Consider the following 18,923-nt stretch of genomic DNA (forward strand, 5'->3'; position numbering starts at 1 on the left):
TAAAGATAGAATGAAAAGAATTGGACTATTAGGCGGAACGTTTGATCCACCACATCTTGGTCACCTGCTTATAGCACAAGAAGCACTTGAAAGATGTGAACTTGATCAAATATGGTTTCTTCCAAGTTACATTCCACCGCATAAAAATCGAAAGGTGACAGACAGTCATCATCGTATTGAAATGGTAAGAAAAGCGATTCATACAAATCCTTCCTTTCAAATTTCACTAATTGAAATTGAACGAAGGGGAAAGTCATATACGGTAGATACCTTGAGGCAGCTGAAACACGCTTATCCTGAATACGAATTTTTCTTTATTATTGGGGCTGACATGATACGTGATCTACCCAATTGGCATAAAATAGATGAATTATGTCAATTGACATCATTTATTGGATTTAGAAGGCCTGGATATATAGCTAAACATCCATTGCAGGCTCAAGTTCACATGATTGATATGCCTCAAATAGAAATCTCATCAAGTGACATACGAAATCGCTTGAAACATTATCGTTCATGTATGTATTTATTAAATGAGGAAGTCAAGGATTATATAAAGGAGAACCATTTATATGAGGATTGAAGAAGCAAATGAGGCTGTGAAAACGATCTTACCAGAGAAACGATACCGTCATACTCTTGGAGTTGTAGCAACGGCAGAGAAATTAGCCGAGCAATATCATGCGAATATTGAGCAAGCGAAACTTGCTGCGATGTTACATGATATCGCAAAATATTTTTCAAAAGAAGAATTATCAGACATAATAAAAAGAAGGCATGATATAACAAACGATATTCTCACCTTTCATCATTCATTATGGCATGCCCCTGTTGGTGCTGCTTATATTGAAGAGGAGTATCATATTACGGACAAAGAAGTATTGGATGCTATACGTTATCATACGACTGGGAGACAGAATATGACGCTTCTAGATAAGATCGTCTTCTTAGCGGATTATATTGAACCTGGTCGTGAGTTTCCTGGAGTAGATGAAGTGCGGGATCTAGCTGAAAAAAATTTAGATGCTGCAGTTGGGAAGTCTTTGCAAAACACGGTGACTTTTTTAGTTGAACGTCATCAACAAGTCTATCCTGACACAATTTATGCATATAATACTTATATCAAATACTTAAGGAGTTGTTTGAATGAACAATGAAGAACTTGTAAAATATTTCGCTGAAGTTGCAGATGATAAAAAAGCGCAAGATCTTGTGATGCTAAAAATGAGTGGAATTTCAATTATGTCTGATTACTTCATCATCTGTCACGGAAATTCTGAAAAACAAGTCCAAGCTATTGCCCGTGCATTAAAAGAAGCTGCTCAAGAGAAAAATATTGAAGTTAAACGTATGGAAGGTTTTGACAAAGCAAGATGGGTGCTTGTTGATCTGGGGGATATTATCGCTCATGTTTTCCATAAAGATGAAAGAAACTACTATCAATTGGAAAAACTTTGGGGAGATGCACCCGTATTTTCTCTTGAAAAACGCCCATTATAGGCATATTTATGGCTTACGATTATTTTGCTCAATTATATGACGAGTTAATGAATGATGCACCTTATGATCAATGGCTGGATTTTTTCTATAGAACATTAAATGATAATCAATTGCCCTCAGCTAAAATATTAGATGTCGGCTGTGGAACAGGAGAACTTGCACTTAAATTAATAAGAGATAAGTTTGATGTCACTGGTGTCGATTTGTCTGAAAACATGTTAGCCATGGCTAAGGAAAAGGCAGAGCATGCGAATCTGTCTTTTCCTCTTTTCCAGCAAGATATGCGAGAACTTGAACTGGGAAGTACGTTTGATCTGGTCCTTATTTTTTGTGATTCATTAAATTACCTAGAAACTTTAGATGATGTTAAGCAAACATTTCAGCGTGTCTATGAACATTTAAATGAAGGGGGAGCCCTTTTATTTGATGTTCATTCACTATATAAAATACATTCAATTTTTATAAATCATACCTTTGCTTTAAATGACGAAAATATAGCTTATATATGGGAATCATTTCCTGGGGAAGAAGAACATAGTGTTTATCATGATCTTACGTTCTTTACAAAAACAGGTGATGATCTATTCACTAGACATGATGAAACACATTACCAAAGAACGTTTGATATTGAGACATATTCAATGCTTCTAAAGGAAACCGGTTTTCAATGTCTCAGGGTTTGTGCCGATTTCACAAATGATCCCCCAACAAAGACTTCTGAGCGAATTTTTTTCATTGCAAAGAAGAATAGTTGAAGGAAAAATTCATAAAGCATCGAATAGTTAAAAGAGGGTATATCCCTCTTTTTTAGTAAGTCTATTTTTAGGTTAATGCTCTTAAAATGACAACCTCTTAAAATGAAAAAGGAGGTACATTCGATGATGGCTAAACGCTGAACTGTGGATCAACTTTCTTGTGATCCTCAATAAACTTCATTTGAGTCGCTTCAAATAAATGTTCAAATACTTCACCTATTTCATCTTCTAAGATTTGAATTCCAACGCCAGTTACCCCGCCTTTAACCATGACTTTTTTCTTTAAGGTATCGAGAGTGTAGGCTTTTTCTTCGAATAACTTACCAACCCCTATCACCATATCCGTCAATAATTGAGTTGCTTTTTCTTCTGTTATCTCTGTTGTAGACACGGCAGCAGATATCATTCGTTCAAAGAGATATGAAAGAAAGGCCGGACCACAGCTTGATAAATCTGATGAAACTCGCGTAATCTCTTCGTCAATTTCAATCGGATTTGATATTGATTGAAATAATTGGATTAAAGAGGTTTTTATTTCCTCTGTACAGCGGTTGCCGAATGTTAACAACGTAGACCCGCTTAATGTTTGATTAACGATACTTGGAATAACACGTGCAGCAGGACATGGCAAGGAACTTTCTAATTGCTCCACACTGATTGGACTAGTTATGGAAATGACGAGATGATCCTGCTCAGTTACGTCGCCTACTTTTTTTAATAATGGATAAATGGATAATGGCTTAACACATATAAATATTGTTTTAGCCTCTCTAAATACAGATTCAGCGTTGGGGACGACTTGAATACCCTCATATTTCTTACCTAATGATTCCGCTTTCGATAACGTACGATTGGTAATAACAAATTCAGATGGCTGTATGGCTTTAGAACGAATAAAGGATTCAATAAGTAATGTCCCCATATTGCCTGTTCCAATAACTCCAATTGTCACTTTTTCTTCCCCCAATCCTAAAACCTTATACCACTGTATGTGTTTATTTAAAAATCTATACGTAAAAAATTGAGGTGTAAAACCATGAATAAGCTAAAAATAGTCATTGGAGCCTGTCTTGCGATAGCCATTCTTGTCGTCATCTTATTTATTAATAAACATCCCGAATCATCGATTGAATCGGATTCTTTGAAAGAAGAAACCTTTCAATCTGTGGAGACGACGAAAAATGTGGCCAAAGCGCAAGATAATCGTCAAGAAACTAAAGCGACCGATACAAGTTTGGTCGTTGACTTAAAGGGTGAAGTCAAACATCCAGGCGTTTATAAAATGGAAAATGGGAGTCGTGTGAGTGATGTGATTCAAAAATCAGGTGGGTATACCAATCAGGCAGATCAAAATAAAATTAATCTTGCACAAAAACTTAAGGATGAAATGGTGATATTGGTTCCAAAAAAAGGGGATTCCTCCGCTGTGATGACAACAAGTAACTCCACAGCAAATAGTGATTCATCCGCTTCTACAGAGGATAGTAAATTGATTAACATTAATACTGCTACGATGGATGAATTACAGAATTTAAATGGCATCGGTCCTTCAAAGGCAGAGGCGATCATTTCGTACCGAGAGGAGCATGGGCTGTTTAAAACTCCAGAGGAATTGACGAATGTCACTGGAATAGGTGAAAAGTCATTTGAAAAGTTAAAATCAGACATTTGTGTGGAATAAGCTAAAAATCTTACGATGGGCAAATTATTATGACTTTAAGGAAAAGGGCAGAAGTTCATTCATTGATTGTGTTAAAATAGAACGTAGTTTTTTAGAACCACACGAGGTTAGTTTTTTTGGATAAACGATATTTAAAAAGGTGATGAGTGAAATTGAAAAGACTATCATGGGACCAATATTTTATGGCACAAAGCCATTTATTAGCTAACCGCAGCACATGTCCTAGACTTGCTGTTGGAGCGACGATCGTAAGAGACAAACGTATCATAGCTGGCGGTTATAATGGCTCTATTTCGGGAGGTACACATTGCATCGATGATGGATGTTATGTTGTTGACGGGCATTGCATCAGAACGATACATGCTGAAATGAATGCCATTTTGCAATGTTCAAAATTTGGTGTTCCGACAGATAATGCAGAAATCTACGTGACGCATTTCCCATGTTTGCATTGTTGTAAGGCCATTATTCAAAGTGGAATGAAGAAAGTTCTGTATGCGACGGACTATAAGAATCACCCATATGCCATTCAGCTCTTTGAAGAAGCGCATGTCGAGGTCGAAAAAGTTCCTTTTAATGACTTTTTAAATGTTAAAAAAGACTTTAATGACGAGCAAAAGGCGTTTATAGATCATTTGTTTGCCCAACTTGAGGAACGAGGAGTGGATAGTGATGAGGTTAACCGTTTATATGATCAATTACGTAAATTATTTTTAATTGGGGTTAACTAAATGATGTATGGCAAGTGTCATCATCTTGTTTTTGCCTCATGCCTTGTCATGTGGATGTTTTATGGGACTAATCTATGGATTCCACTGATCATTCTTATTGTCTACTTGGGATATATCTACATGAGATCTACATACAGCTTGTTTATAGGGTGTCTTGTGGTAAGTGTTGTTTTTGGTATGAACATCCTATGGGTGACGCAACAAGAAACAAAGCTTTCTCCAAAGAAGACGGTGTTTCATGGTAAAATCATAACTATTCCAGATTTTGATGGGGATATCGTCAGTTTTCAATTTAAGACGGATGAAGGTGAGTTGGTGGTTGCTCGGTACACACAATCCTCAATTAGTGAGAAACGATCCCTTCAAAAAAACCTCCATGTAGGAAATTCTTATCAGATCATAGGACAGCTTGAAAAGCCCAACTTTCCAACTAATTTTCATTCTTTCAATTATCGACAATATCTAGATCATAAACATATTTATTGGATATTAACAGCAGAAAAGCCGCCCCATTCACTTCCATCTTCGATAACGTTCATTGAACAGATCATGCAGTGGCGAGAAAAGCAAATTTATAGGATTCAACACATGTTTCCTGAGCCAATAGATGGTTTAATGTCAGCCCTCATTTTTGGAGATCAGTCCCATATGCCCGTAGAACTTCAGAAAGCCTACCAAACCCTTGGTATTGTCCATATTTTAGCCGTTTCTGGTCTTCATGTTGTCCTGTTATTAGCCATGGTGAACTTTATTTGTTTACGACTCGGCATGATACGAGAACATGTTCTGGTTCTATTGTTACTTTTCATCCCCATGTATGTCATTTTAACAGGGGCAGAAGCTTCTGTTATTCGGGCCGGATTGACCGGTATGTTCGTTTTAGGTTATACACTAATAAAAAAAATACATCTAACGTCGGTAGATCTGATTAGTATTGTATTTTTGGTGATGATCTTTTATGATCCAGAGGTCTTATTTCAGATGGGATTTCAGCTGTCATTTCTAGCTACATCTGCTATATTATTGTCAGCCCATACCATTTACAAAAAAGGCTTCTCCTATCTTGAACAACTACTTTGGTTATCCGTTATTTGTGAGCTAGCCACATTTTCCATCCTCATTCCATCGTTCTATCAATTTTCTTTTATTAGTTTCGTTATGAATATGATCTTCGTTCCATTAATGACCAACGTTATTTTACCGTTGTCGATGACGACTTATATTGTTAGCTATATTTATTCACCTTTATCCCTCGTTTTATCTCAATTTATGTCTTCCTTGTTAATTTATCCTCATCGAGTTTTACTCTATTTTTATCATCATCCACATTTTATTATGACCTATGGTTCATTAACACCTGTAAAACTTTTTGGTATGATCTTATTGATCTATGGTTGTTTGTGTTTATGGGAATATCATTTGAAAAGAGTGGAGTACTTACTTATTATTCCGTTCGTTTTCATGTATATGATAGTTGTTTTAAGCGGAACATGGTTTTCACAAGGACATGTTGTTTTTCTGGATGTTGGACAAGGGGATAGTATTTTAATTAAACTCCCTCATCAAAAAGGCACGATCTTAATCGATACGGGCGGGATTGTGCCTTATAAGACAGAAGCTTGGAAAAAGAGAAAAGATCCATTTAAAGTGGGACGAGATGTTGTTTTACATGAATTGCGCGGTAGTGGAATACGTCAAATTGATATGTTGATTTTGACGCACTCCGATTATGATCATATCGGGGGAGTGAAAGATCTTATCGGACAAATACCAATTCGCAAACTAATTATAAGTTCATGGTTTAATCCATCACCTGCAGATATGAACATGTTAAAACAAGCAGTTAGTCAAGGAACAAAAATACAAAAAGTCCAAAAAGGAGACACCATTAACTTTAGTACGTATGCGTTTCACGTCTTATCACCTACAACAAATCAGGATTCAAATAACAATTCGATTGTCCTTCACACACGTCTTGGTGGACTTAATTGGCTATTTACTGGTGATCTTGAAGAAGAAGGGGAGAACCAACTTATCAAAAACTACCCTAGGCTTTCGATTGATGTATTAAAAGTCGGTCATCATGGAAGCCAATCTTCAACTTCAGAACAATTTCTGAATGTCATAAAACCAAACTATGCGATGATTTCAGTTGGGAAAAACAATCGATATGGACATCCTAATCAAGAAGTTCTACAAAGACTCAGTAGCTCACATATAAAGATAATGAGGACAGATCAGCTAGGTGCCATACGATGGACTTTTACAAATGACCAAATTACTCGAGTTGACTTTGCTGTTATGCAATAAATGTCGAATGGATATCCAAAAGATGTCAGCTTAATTATTTCATGCATTGCCAATATTTTAAACGGAGGAACCTGCTCTATCTATCAATACTTTAGTATCTTTAGGTTATGATAATGAGTACAAACCCATTTCCGACACCGCATTTGACCCGGGGTATATGAGGATGTCGTTTAACATAGATGAAAGTGTAGGGGTTAGCCATTTTCTGGCTAACCCCTTCTTAAACTAACGTAACTGCCCCTTGTTCACTAAGACAATTTGCGATAAAGTGAATGGGAAGAGGGGAGCGAATGTGAGTGTCTATAACAAAGAAAGATTTATCCATACAAAAGCCTCTTGCTCCAATTTACTTATTATTCGGAAGCCAAGAGTATCTTATACAACATATGAAAAAAACAATCATAAAGGAAGCTTTATCTGAAGAAGAAATGGAAGTTAACTTATCGAGTTACGATATGTTAGAGACTTCCGTACAAGTTGGTATTGAAGACGCCGAAACTCTCCCTTTTTTTGGTGAAAAACGAGTGGTTATTTTGGAGAATGCCTATTTCTTAACAGGTTCAAAACCAAAAGTAAAAGTAGAGCATGATCTTAAACGATTTGAAGCTTACCTTGAATTACCATCACCTGATACAGTTATGATTATTCCACTATTTCATGAAAAACTGGATAAACGAAAAAAAATCGTTAAAATGATTGAAAAAAAGGGACAAATCGTTGAATTATCCCAACTTGGAGATCGATTCATCTATGATTTATTGTCGTCGATAGCATCTAAATTAGGTGTTAGGTACACAAAAGAAGGTCATGATCAATTGATGGCTTTTATTGGCCCTAACCTAATGCAACTAGCAAATGAAGTGAAAAAATGTGCTTTTTATTGCTACGGAACAGATCAGGAGATTGATCAAGGAGTGGTCTTATCTCTTGCATCTAGATCTCTAGAAAGTAACGTTTTCCTTCTTGTGGATCAAGTCCTTGCAAATAAAAGAAGAGAAGCCCTTCAATTATTATCCGATTTAATCAAACAAAAAGAAGATCCTATCAAGCTTCTCGCTTTAATAACCAGACAAATAAGGATCGTCTATCAAGTGGGTCTTTATCAAAAAGATGGTTACACACAACAAAATATTGCATCTAAAATTGGCGTCCATCCTTACGCTGTCAAACTGGCCAGCCAACAAGCAAAGCACTTTGATTTAAAATGGCTAGAATATGTACTTACGAAGTGTACAGAGACAGATTATCAAATGAAAACGGGGGGCATGGATAAACGTCTTGCTCTGGAATTGTTTATTCACAGCACGGCAAAAGGTGCTTAACATATAAAGAAAACTCGCGTATAAGGCGCAGGCAAAGGCCTAGTTCCATTTATCCTTACTTAAAATACAAAAAAGAGGTTTCCATTTAAGGGGAAACCTCTTTTTTGTATTAAGAAAACAAATACGCATATTAAGCCGTTAATTCGTTTAATTTTTTGGTTAAACGTGATTTTTCACGTGATGCTTTATTTTTGTGAATCAAACCTTTTGTTGCTGCTTTATCAATTTTTTTTGTTGCTACGAGATAAGTTTCTTTTGCAGCTTCAACATCTTTAGCATCTATAGATGCGTTAAAGTTTTTAATTGATGTACGCATGGCAGATTTGAACATGATATTATGTTGACGATTAGCATCGCTTTTTTTCACACGTTTGATTGCGGATTTAATATTAGGCATACTTTCACCTCCTTGAGGCACATTAATTGACAATGAATATTGTACCAAACACATAGGGGTTTTGCAATATGAATGAAAAAAGTTAAAAAAGGCAAAAATGATACTAGTTTAAGATTGATTGTTTAACCTGAATTCTCATTGTCTTTTTTTTATAAAAATGATCGTTGTAAATATAGCACGTTTTATTCGAAAGGGGAATGATTATGCCTGAAAAACTTGATTTAAGCCAATATAAAGTAAGAACGGATTTAGCCGTTGAAGCTCGTGAAATGGTCACTGAACAAGAACCCGCACATCCTATTCACGGATTGACGATCAAAGAGAATGAAATTGAAGGCATTCGAATCACACATATGACAATTGATTCAGATGCTTCAAAAACATTAGGTAAAAAACCTGGCCGATATCTCACATTGGAAGCTCATAATTTACGAAATCAAGATACCGAATTTCAAGAAAAAGTGGAAAAAACATTTGCTAAAGAGTTTGCTCAATTTTTACAAGATATTAACGTTACCAAAGAAATGAGTTGTCTTGTCGTTGGGTTAGGAAACTGGAACGTAACACCTGACGCACTAGGTCCGAGTACGGTCGAAAACATACTAATAACAAAACACCTATTTGATTTGCAGCCACAAAATGTAAAAGAAGGGTTTCGTTCCGTAAGTGCCATATCACCTGGAGTTATGGGGATTACAGGTATTGAAACAAGCGACATCATTTTAGGGATTATTGAAAAGTCAAAACCAGATTTTGTCATCGCCGTTGATTCTTTGGCATCAAGATCAATCGAACGTGTAAATACAACGATTCAAATATCTGATGCAGGTATTCACCCGGGTTCAGGAGTCGGAAATAATCGGAAGGAATTGAACAAAGATACACTGGGGATTCCCGTCATAGCTATCGGAATACCGACAGTTGTCGATGCGGTCACGATTACAAGTGATGCCCTAGATTTGATATTAAAACATCTGGGACATGAAATGAAAAACCAAAAACCATCAAAAGCTTTAACACCATCTTGGCTTAATTTTGGTGAAAAGAAGAAATATACGGAAGAAGATTTACCTAGTCCAGAACACCGAGCCTCTTTTTTAGGTGTTGTTGGGACATTGCCAGATGAGGAAAAAGTGCAACTTATTCGAGAAGTTCTCGGCCCAACTGGACATAATCTTATGGTCACACCAAAAGAAGTGGATGATTTTATAGAAGATATGGCTAATATTATTGCTGGCGGATTAAATACGTCTTTGCATACGGATGTAAATCAAGAAAATATGGGCCATTATACGCATTAAATTTTAGTTTTATGCATAGATATAGACAAACGTGTAAGTGGGACAAGCTGTTTGGAAATGATTGATTTGATGTGTTAACCAACGTTTAATTTTTAATAAAATAAAAATAAAAAATGTCTAAAGAGGAGAGGCTCATGAAACATTTTTTTGTTAAAATAATGCTCACTGCTATGGTCCTTAGTTTTTGCATTGTGTACGGTATGGTAACGGCAAAACAAGGCGTCACAACGAAAGAAATAAAAGTCCCTGAAAATCAGCGTCCTATAAATCTAGATCTAACGATACCAACAACTCTACCAACATCGACTCAAAATGCCAATGGTGAATCAGTCACAGATCGAATGAAACAATTGGAGAAAAAAGAGGGAAATCAATCTCCCCATTTAGGGGATCATCTATCAAATAGTATCTCAACTGTTACAAAGAAAGGGATGAACGTGGCAAGCAGTACGGTTCACTTATTTTCACAGCTATTCTTGTAAAGCTCCCAAATGAAAAGGGAGCTTTTTCATTTCCAATTTGTTAATGTAAGGCAGAAAACCATGTTAATAAAAAACGAAAAAATGGTGGGGCATTTGCATCACGTAGATAGGAGTTTCTACAAAAACTGACGTTTAATAAAGTTAGGTAGTCTTAGGTCATTTTCTTAATTCCTCATTAACCAAAGATCAGCCCAATATTGAAACGAATCATGTCCCTTGATATAATCGATTATGTATTGTGTTTTGCATACCAGTAGGAGTGATAGAGATGTCAGAGAATACAAATAACCGCCAATCTAGAATTAGAAACTTTTCAATTATTGCGCATATTGATCATGGAAAGTCTACCTTGGCTGATCGCATTTTAGAAGAGACAAGTGCCCTAACAAAAAGGGAAATGAAAGCACAAATGCTGGATGCAATGGATCTTGAAAGAGAACGTGGCATTACGATAAAATTAAATGCTGTTCAATTGGCTTATAAAGCGAAAGATGGAGAAACGTATACTTTTCATTTGATTGATACACCGGGCCATGTCGATTTTACATATGAAGTGTCTCGAAGTTTGGCTGCTTGTGAAGGCGCTCTTCTTATTGTAGACGCTGCGCAAGGCATTGAAGCCCAGACACTAGCCAATGTATACCTTGCTCTTGAAAATGATTTGGAAATTATCCCAGTTATAAATAAGATTGACTTACCTAATGCTGAACCTGAACGAGTGAGACAAGAAATCGAGGATGTTATTGGCCTTGATGCATCAGACAGTGTCTTAGCCTCGGCAAAAGCAGGGATTGGCATTAAAGATATATTGGAACAAATTGTTGAAAAGGTTCCATCTCCCCAAGGGGATCCAAATGCACCTTTAAAAGCCCTTATTTTTGATTCCATGTATGATCCATACCGTGGTGTTGTTGCCTACATTCGAATTGTCGAAGGAACGGTTAGGGTCGGAGATAAAATTAAGATGATGGCAACAGATAAAACCTTTGAAGTCATAGAGCTTGGCGTATCGACTCCGAAAATAGTGATGAGAGATGAACTATCGGTAGGGGATGTAGGTTTTCTAACGGCATCCATCAAAAATGTAAAAGACGTTCATGTTGGTGACACGATTACCAATGCAATAAAACCGGCAGCTGAACAGCTACCTGGGTATCGGAAAATGAACCCAATGGTGTATTGCGGTTTATATCCCATCGATTCGAGTAAATATAATGATTTACGTGAGGCATTGGAACGCTTAGAATTAAACGATTCGGCTCTTCAATATGAGCCAGAAACATCTGAAGCGCTAGGATTTGGGTTTAGATGTGGGTTTCTTGGCTTGCTGCACATGGAAATCATTCAAGAACGGATTGAACGTGAATTTGGCATCGATTTAATCACCACAGCTCCGAGTGTTATTTATCAAATTGAAACGGTAGATGGAGAGTCTCATCGCGTCGACAATCCTTCAAAAATGCCAGAAAAAAAAGAGATAGAATCAATTGAAGAACCGTTTGTTAAAGCCACGATCATGACGCCAAATGATTTTGTAGGCCCAGTGATGGAGCTCTGTCAAGGAAAACGGGGTGACTTCATTGATATGGTTTACTTAAGTGAAAATCGGGTTAATATCATTTACCATTTGCCATTGTCAGAAATTGTCTATGATTTCTTTGATCAATTGAAGTCAAGTACAAAAGGGTATGCTTCGCTTGATTATGAGTTTTTAGGTAATAGACCATCGAAATTAGTCAAAATGGATATCTTGTTAAATAATGAAAAAATCGATGCTTTATCCCTTATTGTTCACCAAGATTTTGCTTATGAGCGAGGAAAAGCGATTGTTGAAAAATTGAAAGAACTGATCCCACGACAACAATTTGAGGTTCCTATCCAAGCGGCTATTGGGCAAAAAATAATAGCCAGATCTACTATTAAAGCTTTAAGAAAAAATGTCCTTGCAAAATGTTATGGCGGTGACATTTCAAGGAAAAGAAAGTTACTTGAAAAACAAAAAGAAGGCAAAAAAAGAATGAAAACAGTTGGTCGAGTTGAGGTTCCTCAAGAAGCCTTTATGGCCGTCCTTCGTATTAATGAGGATTGATTGATGATAGAATGATATAGACGATCACAAATCCCGACGGTGAGTGTTACCGCCGGGTATCTTTAGTAGGGAGCCTGTTATGTTGTAATGGCACGGCTTATAGAGAAGGAGTCTTGCATGATTAAAGGCGCTTATATTCATATACCATTTTGTGAACACATTTGTTATTACTGCGATTTTAATAAAGTTTTTATAAAAAATCAGCCCGTCGATGATTATTTAGATGCTCTTGAAAAGGAAATAGCACGGTCTGGGAGTCACCCAAATCTTGAAACGATTTACATCGGTGGCGGGACTCCAACAGCATTAGATACTCAACAATTTAATCGATTGTTAAAGATAGTGAAAAAATACTTGTTAAATGAAAGTATTATAGAATATACAGTCGAAGCAAACCCTGAAAACGTTACACCAGAAAAACTTCATTTGATGAAAGAAAACGGGGTTACAAGATTAAGTATTGGTGTTCAAACCTTTCAGGATGAGATACTAGAAAACATAGGACGCATACATCATCCTGATGACGCTGCAAAAGCGGTTGAAGAGGCAAAAAAGGCCGGATTTGAAAATATCTCCATTGACCTCATGTTTGGTTTACCCAATCAAACGGAAGATATGCTTATATCGTCGATTCAGGAAGCTCTTAAGTTACAAACGGAACATATTTCGATTTATTCTCTTCAAATTGAACCCAAAACCATTTTTTTTAACCGGTTGAAAAAAGGGAAGTTAACGTTGCCTGGCCAAGAGTTGGAAGCTCAGATGTTTGAAACATTGATCCGAACACTTGAAGAAAAAGGCTTTTCTCATTATGAAATTAGCAACTTCGCAAAACCAGGATTTGAAAGCAGACATAACTCCATATATTGGCAGAATGAACCCTATTATGGGTTTGGAGCAGGTTCTCATGGTTATATATATGGTCAGCGTGTGGTAAATAGCGGACCTATCAATAAATATATACAACGCGTTAATAAACGCGGACATGCGTGTACAGCGACACATCAAGTATCCATTACTGAAGCCATTGAAGAAGAGATGTTTCTTGGTTTAAGAATGAAACAAGGCGTTAATAAACAACACTTTTATGAAAAGTTTGGTCGTCAATTGAATAGTATTTATAATGGAACGATCAAAGATTTGAAGCAAAAAGGCCTCCTTGAAGAAGATGAAGATAGAGTGGCATTGACCCATGAGGGATTATTTTTAGGTAATGATGTATTTAGTTCATTTTTAATAGGGTAAACCGTTTGACAAACGGTTCAATAATTGATAAATTTTATTGTAGAATTAGCACTCGTTAACAAGGAGTGCTAACAGAGGTGATAAAGATGTTAACAGAACGTCAGTTGTTTTTGTTGCAAGTTCTTGTTGATGACTATATACTCTCTGCTGAACCAATTGGTTCCAGATCGATATCTAAGCGTGAGGATATCCATTTTAGCCCAGCGACGATACGTAATGAACTAGCTGATCTGGAAGAGATGGGGTTCCTTGAAAAAACCCATTTATCCTCTGGACGGATTCCGTCTGAGAAAGGCTACCGTTTCTACGTCGATCATCTATTATCGCCCATTCTGCTTTCCGACGATGAAATGCGAAACATTAGGAAAGCCTATACTGAACGATATTATGAAGCTGAGAAATTGATTGAAACGACAGCTCAAATTTTATCAGACTTTACGAACTGTACGGCCATTGTTCTTGGTCCAGAACTGCTTGATACGAAGTTAAAGCATATCCAAATGATTCGTCTATCAGAGAATCGCGCGGTGTTAATCATTGTCACTGATACAGGACATGTCGAAAATCGTGTTGTAGCACTTCCAGATGAGGTTAATGGATCAGAAATCGAAAGAATGGTTAACATTTTAAATGAACGCTTAATCGGAGTACCGTTGTATCAGTTGAAAGTTCGCCTGCAACAAGAAATTCATGCTGTATTAAATGAACACATCCACCATTATGAACGCATGATGATAGAAATTGAACATGCGCTTTCAGTAAATGGACCAGATCAAATTTATTATGGTGGGAAAAATAATATTCTATCGCAACCCGAATTTCGTGATATCAATAAAGTGATCCCGCTTCTCAACGTTTTAGAGAAAAAAGACCTCATCCATGGGTTGTTAAGATCACCTAAATCGGGTATTCAAATTAAGATAGGTAAAGAAAATAAACTTGTTGCTATTGAAGATTGCAGTGTGATTACGACGACCTATTCAGTTGATTCTGAACATGTTGGTACAGTAGCCGTCATTGGGCCAAAACGTATGGCTTATCCAAGAGTCGTTACGTTGCTCGATATTATTTCAAAAAGCTTAACTAATAATTTGAATTCAAATTATTAGGGTTGTTTTTAAAACTAGAATTTGTCTGTATCCTTATAGGAGGTGAACACATGGCTAACCAAAATAATGCAGAAGATATCAAAGAAGAAATCATTGAAGAAAACAATGAAGAAGTAAAAAATGAGGAAACGAACGCTGCCCAAGAGGAGCCAGTAGAAACTGTTGAAGAAGATGCAGAGGCTCTGCAAGCAAAACTAGCTGAACAACAAGCACAATTAGAAAACTTAGCCAAAGAGAAAGAAGAGTTAAATAGTCGATACTTGAGAGCTCAGGCTGACTTTGAAAACTTCAAACGTCGATCAAATGAAGAAAAAATACAAGCTCGAAAATTTCGCTCTCAAGATCTCGTTACAGAGGTATTGCCGGTTATTGACAATTTTCAGCGTGCCTTGTCTGTGCAGGCTGAATCAGCTGACGCAGAAAACCTTAAGCAAGGAATGGAGATGGTTTTACGTCAACTCCAAGAAGCATTGAAAAAAGAAGGTGTTGAAGAGATTGAAGCGGCAAACCAACCGTTTGATCCCAACTTACACCAAGCTGTGATGCAAGTAGAAAGCAGCGAACACGAGTCAAATACCGTTGTAGAAGTGCTCCAAGCAGGTTATACGTTAAATGGTCGAGTTGTTCGACCTGCAATGGTCAAGGTAAGTTCTTAATTTTATATTTTATAGAGTATTAAATATTTAACGACTACTGGCTATGACGCGAAGTCCTATCGCAGCGCCAGTTCTACTACATATTTGGCGCTGCGCTCGAGAATACTCGAAGATACGGTATTTATAATAAAGTGAAGCAGTATCATAGGATTTCGGAAAGCTCATAGTTGATCAGAATAAGGATATAGGAGGAAAACTTATCATGGGAAAAATTATTGGTATTGACTTAGGAACCACAAATTCATGTGTAGCAGTTATGGAAGGCGGCGAATCGACCGTCATTCCAAACCCAGAGGGAAATCGTACGACACCATCTGTCGTTGCGTTTAAAAATGGTGAACGCCAAGTCGGTGAGGTGGCAAAACGTCAAGCGGTAACCAATCCTAATACCATTATTTCAATCAAAAGACACATGGGTACCGATTACAAAGTTGAAGTTGAAGGCAAAAAATACACGCCTCAAGAAATTTCAGCTATTATCTTACAAAAATTAAAAGCTGACGCAGAAGCTTATCTTGGTGACACGGTAGATCAAGCTGTTATCACAGTACCAGCTTACTTTAATGATGCTCAAAGACAAGCTACGAAAGACGCAGGTAAGATTGCAGGTCTTGATGTCCTTCGTATTATCAACGAACCTACGGCAGCAGCGCTTGCTTATGGTCTAGAAAAAGGCGAAGATCAAACCATCCTTGTTTTTGACCTTGGTGGTGGTACATTTGACGTATCCGTACTCGAACTTGGCGATGGCATCTTTGAAGTTAAATCCACAGCTGGAGATAACCACTTAGGTGGCGATGACTTTGACCAAGCCATCATCGACTATCTTGTTCAAGAATTCAAAAATGAAAATGGCATAGATCTTTCAAATGATAAAATGGCTCTTCAACGCTTGAAAGATGCTGCTGAAAAAGCGAAAAAAGATCTTTCTGGTGTAACACAAACACAAATTTCATTGCCATTTATTTCAGCTGATGCAACGGGTCCAAAACACCTTGAAGTCACTTTAACTCGTGCTAAATTTGAAGAATTAACAAGTGATCTTGTGGAAAGAACAATGGGTCCTGTTCGTCAAGCTTTATCTGATGCAGATCTTACGTCGAGTGAAATCGATAAAGTTATCCTTGTAGGTGGATCAACTCGTATTCCAGCTGTACAAGAAGCAATTAAAAACTTAACAGGTAAAGAACCACATAAAGGTGTCAATCCTGATGAAGTTGTTGCTCTTGGGGCAGCTATTCAAGGTGGGGTACTTGCTGGTGATGTAAAAGACGTCGTTCTTCTAGATGTAACACCGTTGTCTCTTGGTATTGAAACAATGGGCGGCGTATTCACACGATTGATTGATCGTAATACGACGATCCCAACAAGTAAATCTCAAGTTTTCTCAACAGCAGCGGATAATCAAACGGCTGTTGATATCCACGTTCTTCAAGGTGAACGTGAAATGGCAGCAGATAACAAAACATTGGGCCGTTTCCAACTTACGGATATTCCACCAGCTCCACGAGGTATCCCACAAATCGAAGTATCATTTGAAATTGATGCTAACGGTATCGTAAATGTAAAAGCTGTCGATAAAGGAACAAATAAAGAACAATCCATTACCATCAAATCATCTTCAGGTTTAAGTGATGAAGAAATTGAAAAAATGGTTAAAGATGCTGAAGAGAACGCTGAAGCAGATAAAGCTCGCCGGGAAGAAGTGGATCTTCGTAACGAAGCTGATCAACTTATCTTCACTACAGAAAAAACAATCAAAGATCTCGGTGATAAAGTTGACCAATCTGAAAAAGCCAAAGCGGAAGAAGCAAAAGATAAATTGAAAAAAGCACTTGAGGGTTCTGACACTGAAGCGATTAAATCAGCAAAAGATGAACTCCAAGAAGTTGTTCAACAACTTTCTGTAAAATTATATGAACAAGCAGCAAAAGATGCCGAGGCAGCAAAAGGTACGGGTGATTCAGCATCAAATAAAGCAGATGATGTCGTTGACGCTGAATATGAAGAAGTAAAAGACGATAAAGAGGGTAAATAAGTACACGTCCTAGTAGCTGGGAAGTGGGATGTTATTTAACCCAAAAAGATAGGTAGAACGACGGGAAAAGTCAAAGTCAGGCAGATATTCTTGGCTTTGGCTTTTTCTTGCTTATATGAAGTCATTGATGTTATGATTTAATTTATGTGAAAGCTATTTCGGGAGTGATTTGATGAGTAAACGGGATTATTATGACGTTCTTGGCGTAGATAAAAACGCTGGAAAAGATGAGATAAAAAAAGCTTATCGAAAACTAGCTCGAAAATACCATCCAGACGTAAATAAAGATAAAGATGCACCAGAAAAGTTTAAGGAAGTCAAAGAAGCCTATGAAACATTAAGTGATCCTCAGAAAAAAGCCCATTATGATCAATTTGGACATACGGATCCAAATCAAGGCTTTGGTGGTCAAGGCTTTGGCGGAGCAGATTTTGGTGGATTCGGTGATATTTTCGATATGTTTTTCGGTGGCGGCGGTCGTCAACGCGATCCAAACGCACCTCAGCAAGGTTCAGATCTTCAATATACAATGACTCTTGAATTTGAAGAAGCTGCTTTTGGTAAAGAAACGGATATCGAAGTACCAAAAGAAGAAGAGTGTAAAACCTGTCATGGTTCTGGAGCTAAACCAGGTACCAAACCAGAAACATGTTCACACTGTCACGGTTCAGGTCAATTAAATGTTGAACAGACCACACCTTTTGGCCGAGTTGTGAATCGAAGAGTATGTAACTATTGTCATGGAACAGGTAAAATTATTAAAAATAAATGTGCGACATGCGGCGGCACGGGTAAAGTGAAAAAGAGACGTAAAATACATGTAACGATCCCAGAAGGTATTGATGATGGTCAACAAATTCGTTTATCAGGTCAAGGAGAGCCAGGTGTCAATGGGGGTCCTGCAGGAGACTTATATGTTGTATTCCGCGTAAAAGCACATAAATTCTTTGAGCGGGACGGCGATGATATTCATATTGACATTCCACTTAACTTTGCACAAGTGACACTTGGGGATGAAATTGAAGTCCCTACACTCCGTGGAAAAGTCAAACTGAAAATTCCGGCTGGTACACAAACCGGTACGCATTTTAGATTAAAAGGTAAAGGAATTAAGAATGTTAGAGGGTATGGTCAAGGGGATCAACATGTGACAGTAAAAGTTGTCACGCCTAAAAACCTTTCTGATGAAGAACGAGAGCTTTATAAAAAGTTAGCAGATTTAAGTGGAAAACCATTAGATGATGCAAACAACGATACTTTCTTTTCAAAAGTCAAACGTGCATTTAAAGCAGAATAGAATGTGGGGG

At 37.3% G+C, this 18,923-nt stretch carries 18 protein-coding genes; 16 read left to right on the top strand and 2 right to left on the bottom strand.

Annotated features, from left to right (window positions below):
• The first annotated feature begins 10 nt into the window (after window positions 1-10).
• Genes GMB86_RS10760 through GMB86_RS10775 form a run of 4 tightly spaced genes read left to right on the top strand, consistent with a single transcriptional unit; the run spans window position 11 to window position 2,255 of the window.
• Window positions 11-583 carry a nicotinate-nucleotide adenylyltransferase gene (locus GMB86_RS10760; protein WP_155219675.1) on the top strand — a complete coding sequence of 191 codons (573 nt, stop codon included), beginning with the start codon at window positions 11-13 and terminating at the stop codon, window positions 581-583.
• Window positions 573-1,157: a bis(5'-nucleosyl)-tetraphosphatase (symmetrical) YqeK gene (gene yqeK, locus GMB86_RS10765; protein WP_155219678.1), complete on the top strand. Its 585-nt coding sequence runs from the start codon at window positions 573-575 to the stop codon at window positions 1,155-1,157. The genes GMB86_RS10760 and yqeK overlap by 11 nt, the downstream gene beginning before the upstream one ends.
• Window positions 1,147-1,500: a ribosome silencing factor gene (gene rsfS, locus GMB86_RS10770; RefSeq protein WP_155219681.1), complete on the top strand. Its 354-nt coding sequence runs from the start codon at window positions 1,147-1,149 to the stop codon at window positions 1,498-1,500. Before yqeK ends, rsfS begins: the two co-directional genes overlap by 11 nt.
• Before the next feature lie 8 nt (window positions 1,501-1,508).
• On the top strand, window positions 1,509-2,255 hold the full coding sequence (locus GMB86_RS10775; protein WP_155219684.1) for a class I SAM-dependent DNA methyltransferase: 747 nt from the start codon (window positions 1,509-1,511) through the stop codon (window positions 2,253-2,255).
• A 130-nt stretch (window positions 2,256-2,385) separates the two neighbouring features.
• Here the strand turns inward: GMB86_RS10775 and comER are convergent, their stop codons facing one another.
• Window positions 2,386-3,207 carry a late competence protein ComER gene (gene comER, locus GMB86_RS10780; protein ID WP_329602878.1) on the bottom strand — a complete coding sequence of 274 codons (822 nt, stop codon included), beginning with the start codon at window positions 3,205-3,207 and terminating at the stop codon, window positions 2,386-2,388.
• Between the two features lie 84 nt (window positions 3,208-3,291).
• On the opposite strand from comER, the gene GMB86_RS10785 reads away from it, so the two are divergent.
• The 4 genes from GMB86_RS10785 (at window position 3,292) to holA (ending at window position 8,299) form a co-directional block, all read left to right on the top strand.
• On the top strand, window positions 3,292-3,936 hold the full coding sequence (locus tag GMB86_RS10785) for a helix-hairpin-helix domain-containing protein (protein ID WP_155219687.1): 645 nt from the start codon (window positions 3,292-3,294) through the stop codon (window positions 3,934-3,936).
• Window positions 3,937-4,088: 152 nt separating this feature from the next.
• Window positions 4,089-4,667 (top strand): ComE operon protein 2, encoded by a 579-nt coding sequence (locus GMB86_RS10790; protein ID WP_155219689.1) that lies wholly within the window; start codon window positions 4,089-4,091, stop codon window positions 4,665-4,667.
• Window positions 4,668-6,977: a DNA internalization-related competence protein ComEC/Rec2 gene (locus tag GMB86_RS10795; RefSeq protein WP_155219691.1), complete on the top strand. Its 2,310-nt coding sequence runs from the start codon at window positions 4,668-4,670 to the stop codon at window positions 6,975-6,977.
• Between the two features lie 296 nt (window positions 6,978-7,273).
• Window positions 7,274-8,299, top strand: coding sequence for a DNA polymerase III subunit delta (holA, locus tag GMB86_RS10800; protein ID WP_329602879.1), 1,026 nt, complete (start codon window positions 7,274-7,276; stop codon window positions 8,297-8,299).
• A 130-nt stretch (window positions 8,300-8,429) separates the two neighbouring features.
• Here holA and rpsT read toward each other — a convergent pair whose 3' ends face one another.
• On the bottom strand, window positions 8,430-8,696 hold the full coding sequence (gene rpsT / locus GMB86_RS10805) for a 30S ribosomal protein S20 (RefSeq protein ID WP_155219694.1): 267 nt from the start codon (window positions 8,694-8,696) through the stop codon (window positions 8,430-8,432).
• A 203-nt stretch (window positions 8,697-8,899) separates the two neighbouring features.
• Here rpsT and gpr point away from each other — a divergent pair, with 203 nt between their 5' ends.
• From gpr to dnaJ, 8 genes are all read left to right on the top strand, one after another.
• A complete protein-coding gene (gene gpr / locus GMB86_RS10810; RefSeq protein ID WP_155219697.1) occupies window positions 8,900-9,997 on the top strand; it encodes a GPR endopeptidase in 1,098 nt (365 codons plus the stop codon).
• Between the two features lie 158 nt (window positions 9,998-10,155).
• Entirely contained in the window at window positions 10,156-10,479 is a 324-nt protein-coding gene (locus GMB86_RS10815) for a hypothetical protein (protein ID WP_196220198.1), read from the top strand.
• A 268-nt stretch (window positions 10,480-10,747) separates the two neighbouring features.
• The gene (gene lepA / locus GMB86_RS10820; protein WP_155219702.1) at window positions 10,748-12,568 is read left to right on the top strand and encodes a translation elongation factor 4; all 1,821 of its coding nucleotides are present in this window, start codon (window positions 10,748-10,750) and stop codon (window positions 12,566-12,568) included.
• Between the two features lie 120 nt (window positions 12,569-12,688).
• Window positions 12,689-13,813: a radical SAM family heme chaperone HemW gene (gene hemW, locus GMB86_RS10825; protein ID WP_329602883.1), complete on the top strand. Its 1,125-nt coding sequence runs from the start codon at window positions 12,689-12,691 to the stop codon at window positions 13,811-13,813.
• Between the two features lie 86 nt (window positions 13,814-13,899).
• Window positions 13,900-14,922: a heat-inducible transcriptional repressor HrcA gene (hrcA, locus tag GMB86_RS10830; protein WP_155219746.1), complete on the top strand. Its 1,023-nt coding sequence runs from the start codon at window positions 13,900-13,902 to the stop codon at window positions 14,920-14,922.
• A gap of 50 nt (window positions 14,923-14,972) precedes the next feature.
• Entirely contained in the window at window positions 14,973-15,578 is a 606-nt protein-coding gene (gene grpE, locus GMB86_RS10835; RefSeq protein ID WP_155219707.1) for a nucleotide exchange factor GrpE, read from the top strand.
• A 202-nt stretch (window positions 15,579-15,780) separates the two neighbouring features.
• Window positions 15,781-17,616 carry a molecular chaperone DnaK gene (gene dnaK / locus GMB86_RS10840; protein ID WP_155219710.1) on the top strand — a complete coding sequence of 612 codons (1,836 nt, stop codon included), beginning with the start codon at window positions 15,781-15,783 and terminating at the stop codon, window positions 17,614-17,616.
• Window positions 17,617-17,788: 172 nt separating this feature from the next.
• Window positions 17,789-18,913: a molecular chaperone DnaJ gene (gene dnaJ, locus GMB86_RS10845; protein WP_155219712.1), complete on the top strand. Its 1,125-nt coding sequence runs from the start codon at window positions 17,789-17,791 to the stop codon at window positions 18,911-18,913.
• The last annotated feature ends 10 nt before the right edge of the window (window positions 18,914-18,923 follow it).

Source organism: Terrilactibacillus tamarindi (assembly GCF_009718825.1).
Classification (GTDB): Bacteria; Bacillota; Bacilli; order Bacillales; family Sporolactobacillaceae; genus Terrilactibacillus; species Terrilactibacillus tamarindi.

Excerpts from the sequence above, each read along its gene's own strand:
- GMB86_RS10795 (WP_155219691.1), top strand. The coding sequence starts at position 4,668 with ATGATGTATGGCAAGTGTCATCATCTTGTTTTTGCCTCATGCCTTGTC.
- gpr (WP_155219697.1), top strand. The coding sequence starts at position 8,900 with ATGCCTGAAAAACTTGATTTAAGCCAATATAAAGTAAGAACGGATTTA.
- GMB86_RS10760 (WP_155219675.1), top strand. The coding sequence starts at position 11 with ATGAAAAGAATTGGACTATTAGGCGGAACGTTTGATCCACCACATCTT.
- dnaK (WP_155219710.1), top strand. The coding sequence starts at position 15,781 with ATGGGAAAAATTATTGGTATTGACTTAGGAACCACAAATTCATGTGTA.
- lepA (WP_155219702.1), top strand. The coding sequence starts at position 10,748 with ATGTCAGAGAATACAAATAACCGCCAATCTAGAATTAGAAACTTTTCA.
- rpsT (WP_155219694.1), bottom strand. The coding sequence starts at position 8,696 with ATGCCTAATATTAAATCCGCAATCAAACGTGTGAAAAAAAGCGATGCT.
- yqeK (WP_155219678.1), top strand. The coding sequence starts at position 573 with ATGAGGATTGAAGAAGCAAATGAGGCTGTGAAAACGATCTTACCAGAG.
- rsfS (WP_155219681.1), top strand. The coding sequence starts at position 1,147 with ATGAACAATGAAGAACTTGTAAAATATTTCGCTGAAGTTGCAGATGAT.
- dnaJ (WP_155219712.1), top strand. The coding sequence starts at position 17,789 with ATGAGTAAACGGGATTATTATGACGTTCTTGGCGTAGATAAAAACGCT.
- GMB86_RS10785 (WP_155219687.1), top strand. The coding sequence starts at position 3,292 with ATGAATAAGCTAAAAATAGTCATTGGAGCCTGTCTTGCGATAGCCATT.
- grpE (WP_155219707.1), top strand. The coding sequence starts at position 14,973 with ATGGCTAACCAAAATAATGCAGAAGATATCAAAGAAGAAATCATTGAA.
- GMB86_RS10775 (WP_155219684.1), top strand. The coding sequence starts at position 1,509 with ATGGCTTACGATTATTTTGCTCAATTATATGACGAGTTAATGAATGAT.
- hrcA (WP_155219746.1), top strand. The coding sequence starts at position 13,900 with ATGTTAACAGAACGTCAGTTGTTTTTGTTGCAAGTTCTTGTTGATGAC.
- GMB86_RS10815 (WP_196220198.1), top strand. The coding sequence starts at position 10,156 with ATGCTCACTGCTATGGTCCTTAGTTTTTGCATTGTGTACGGTATGGTA.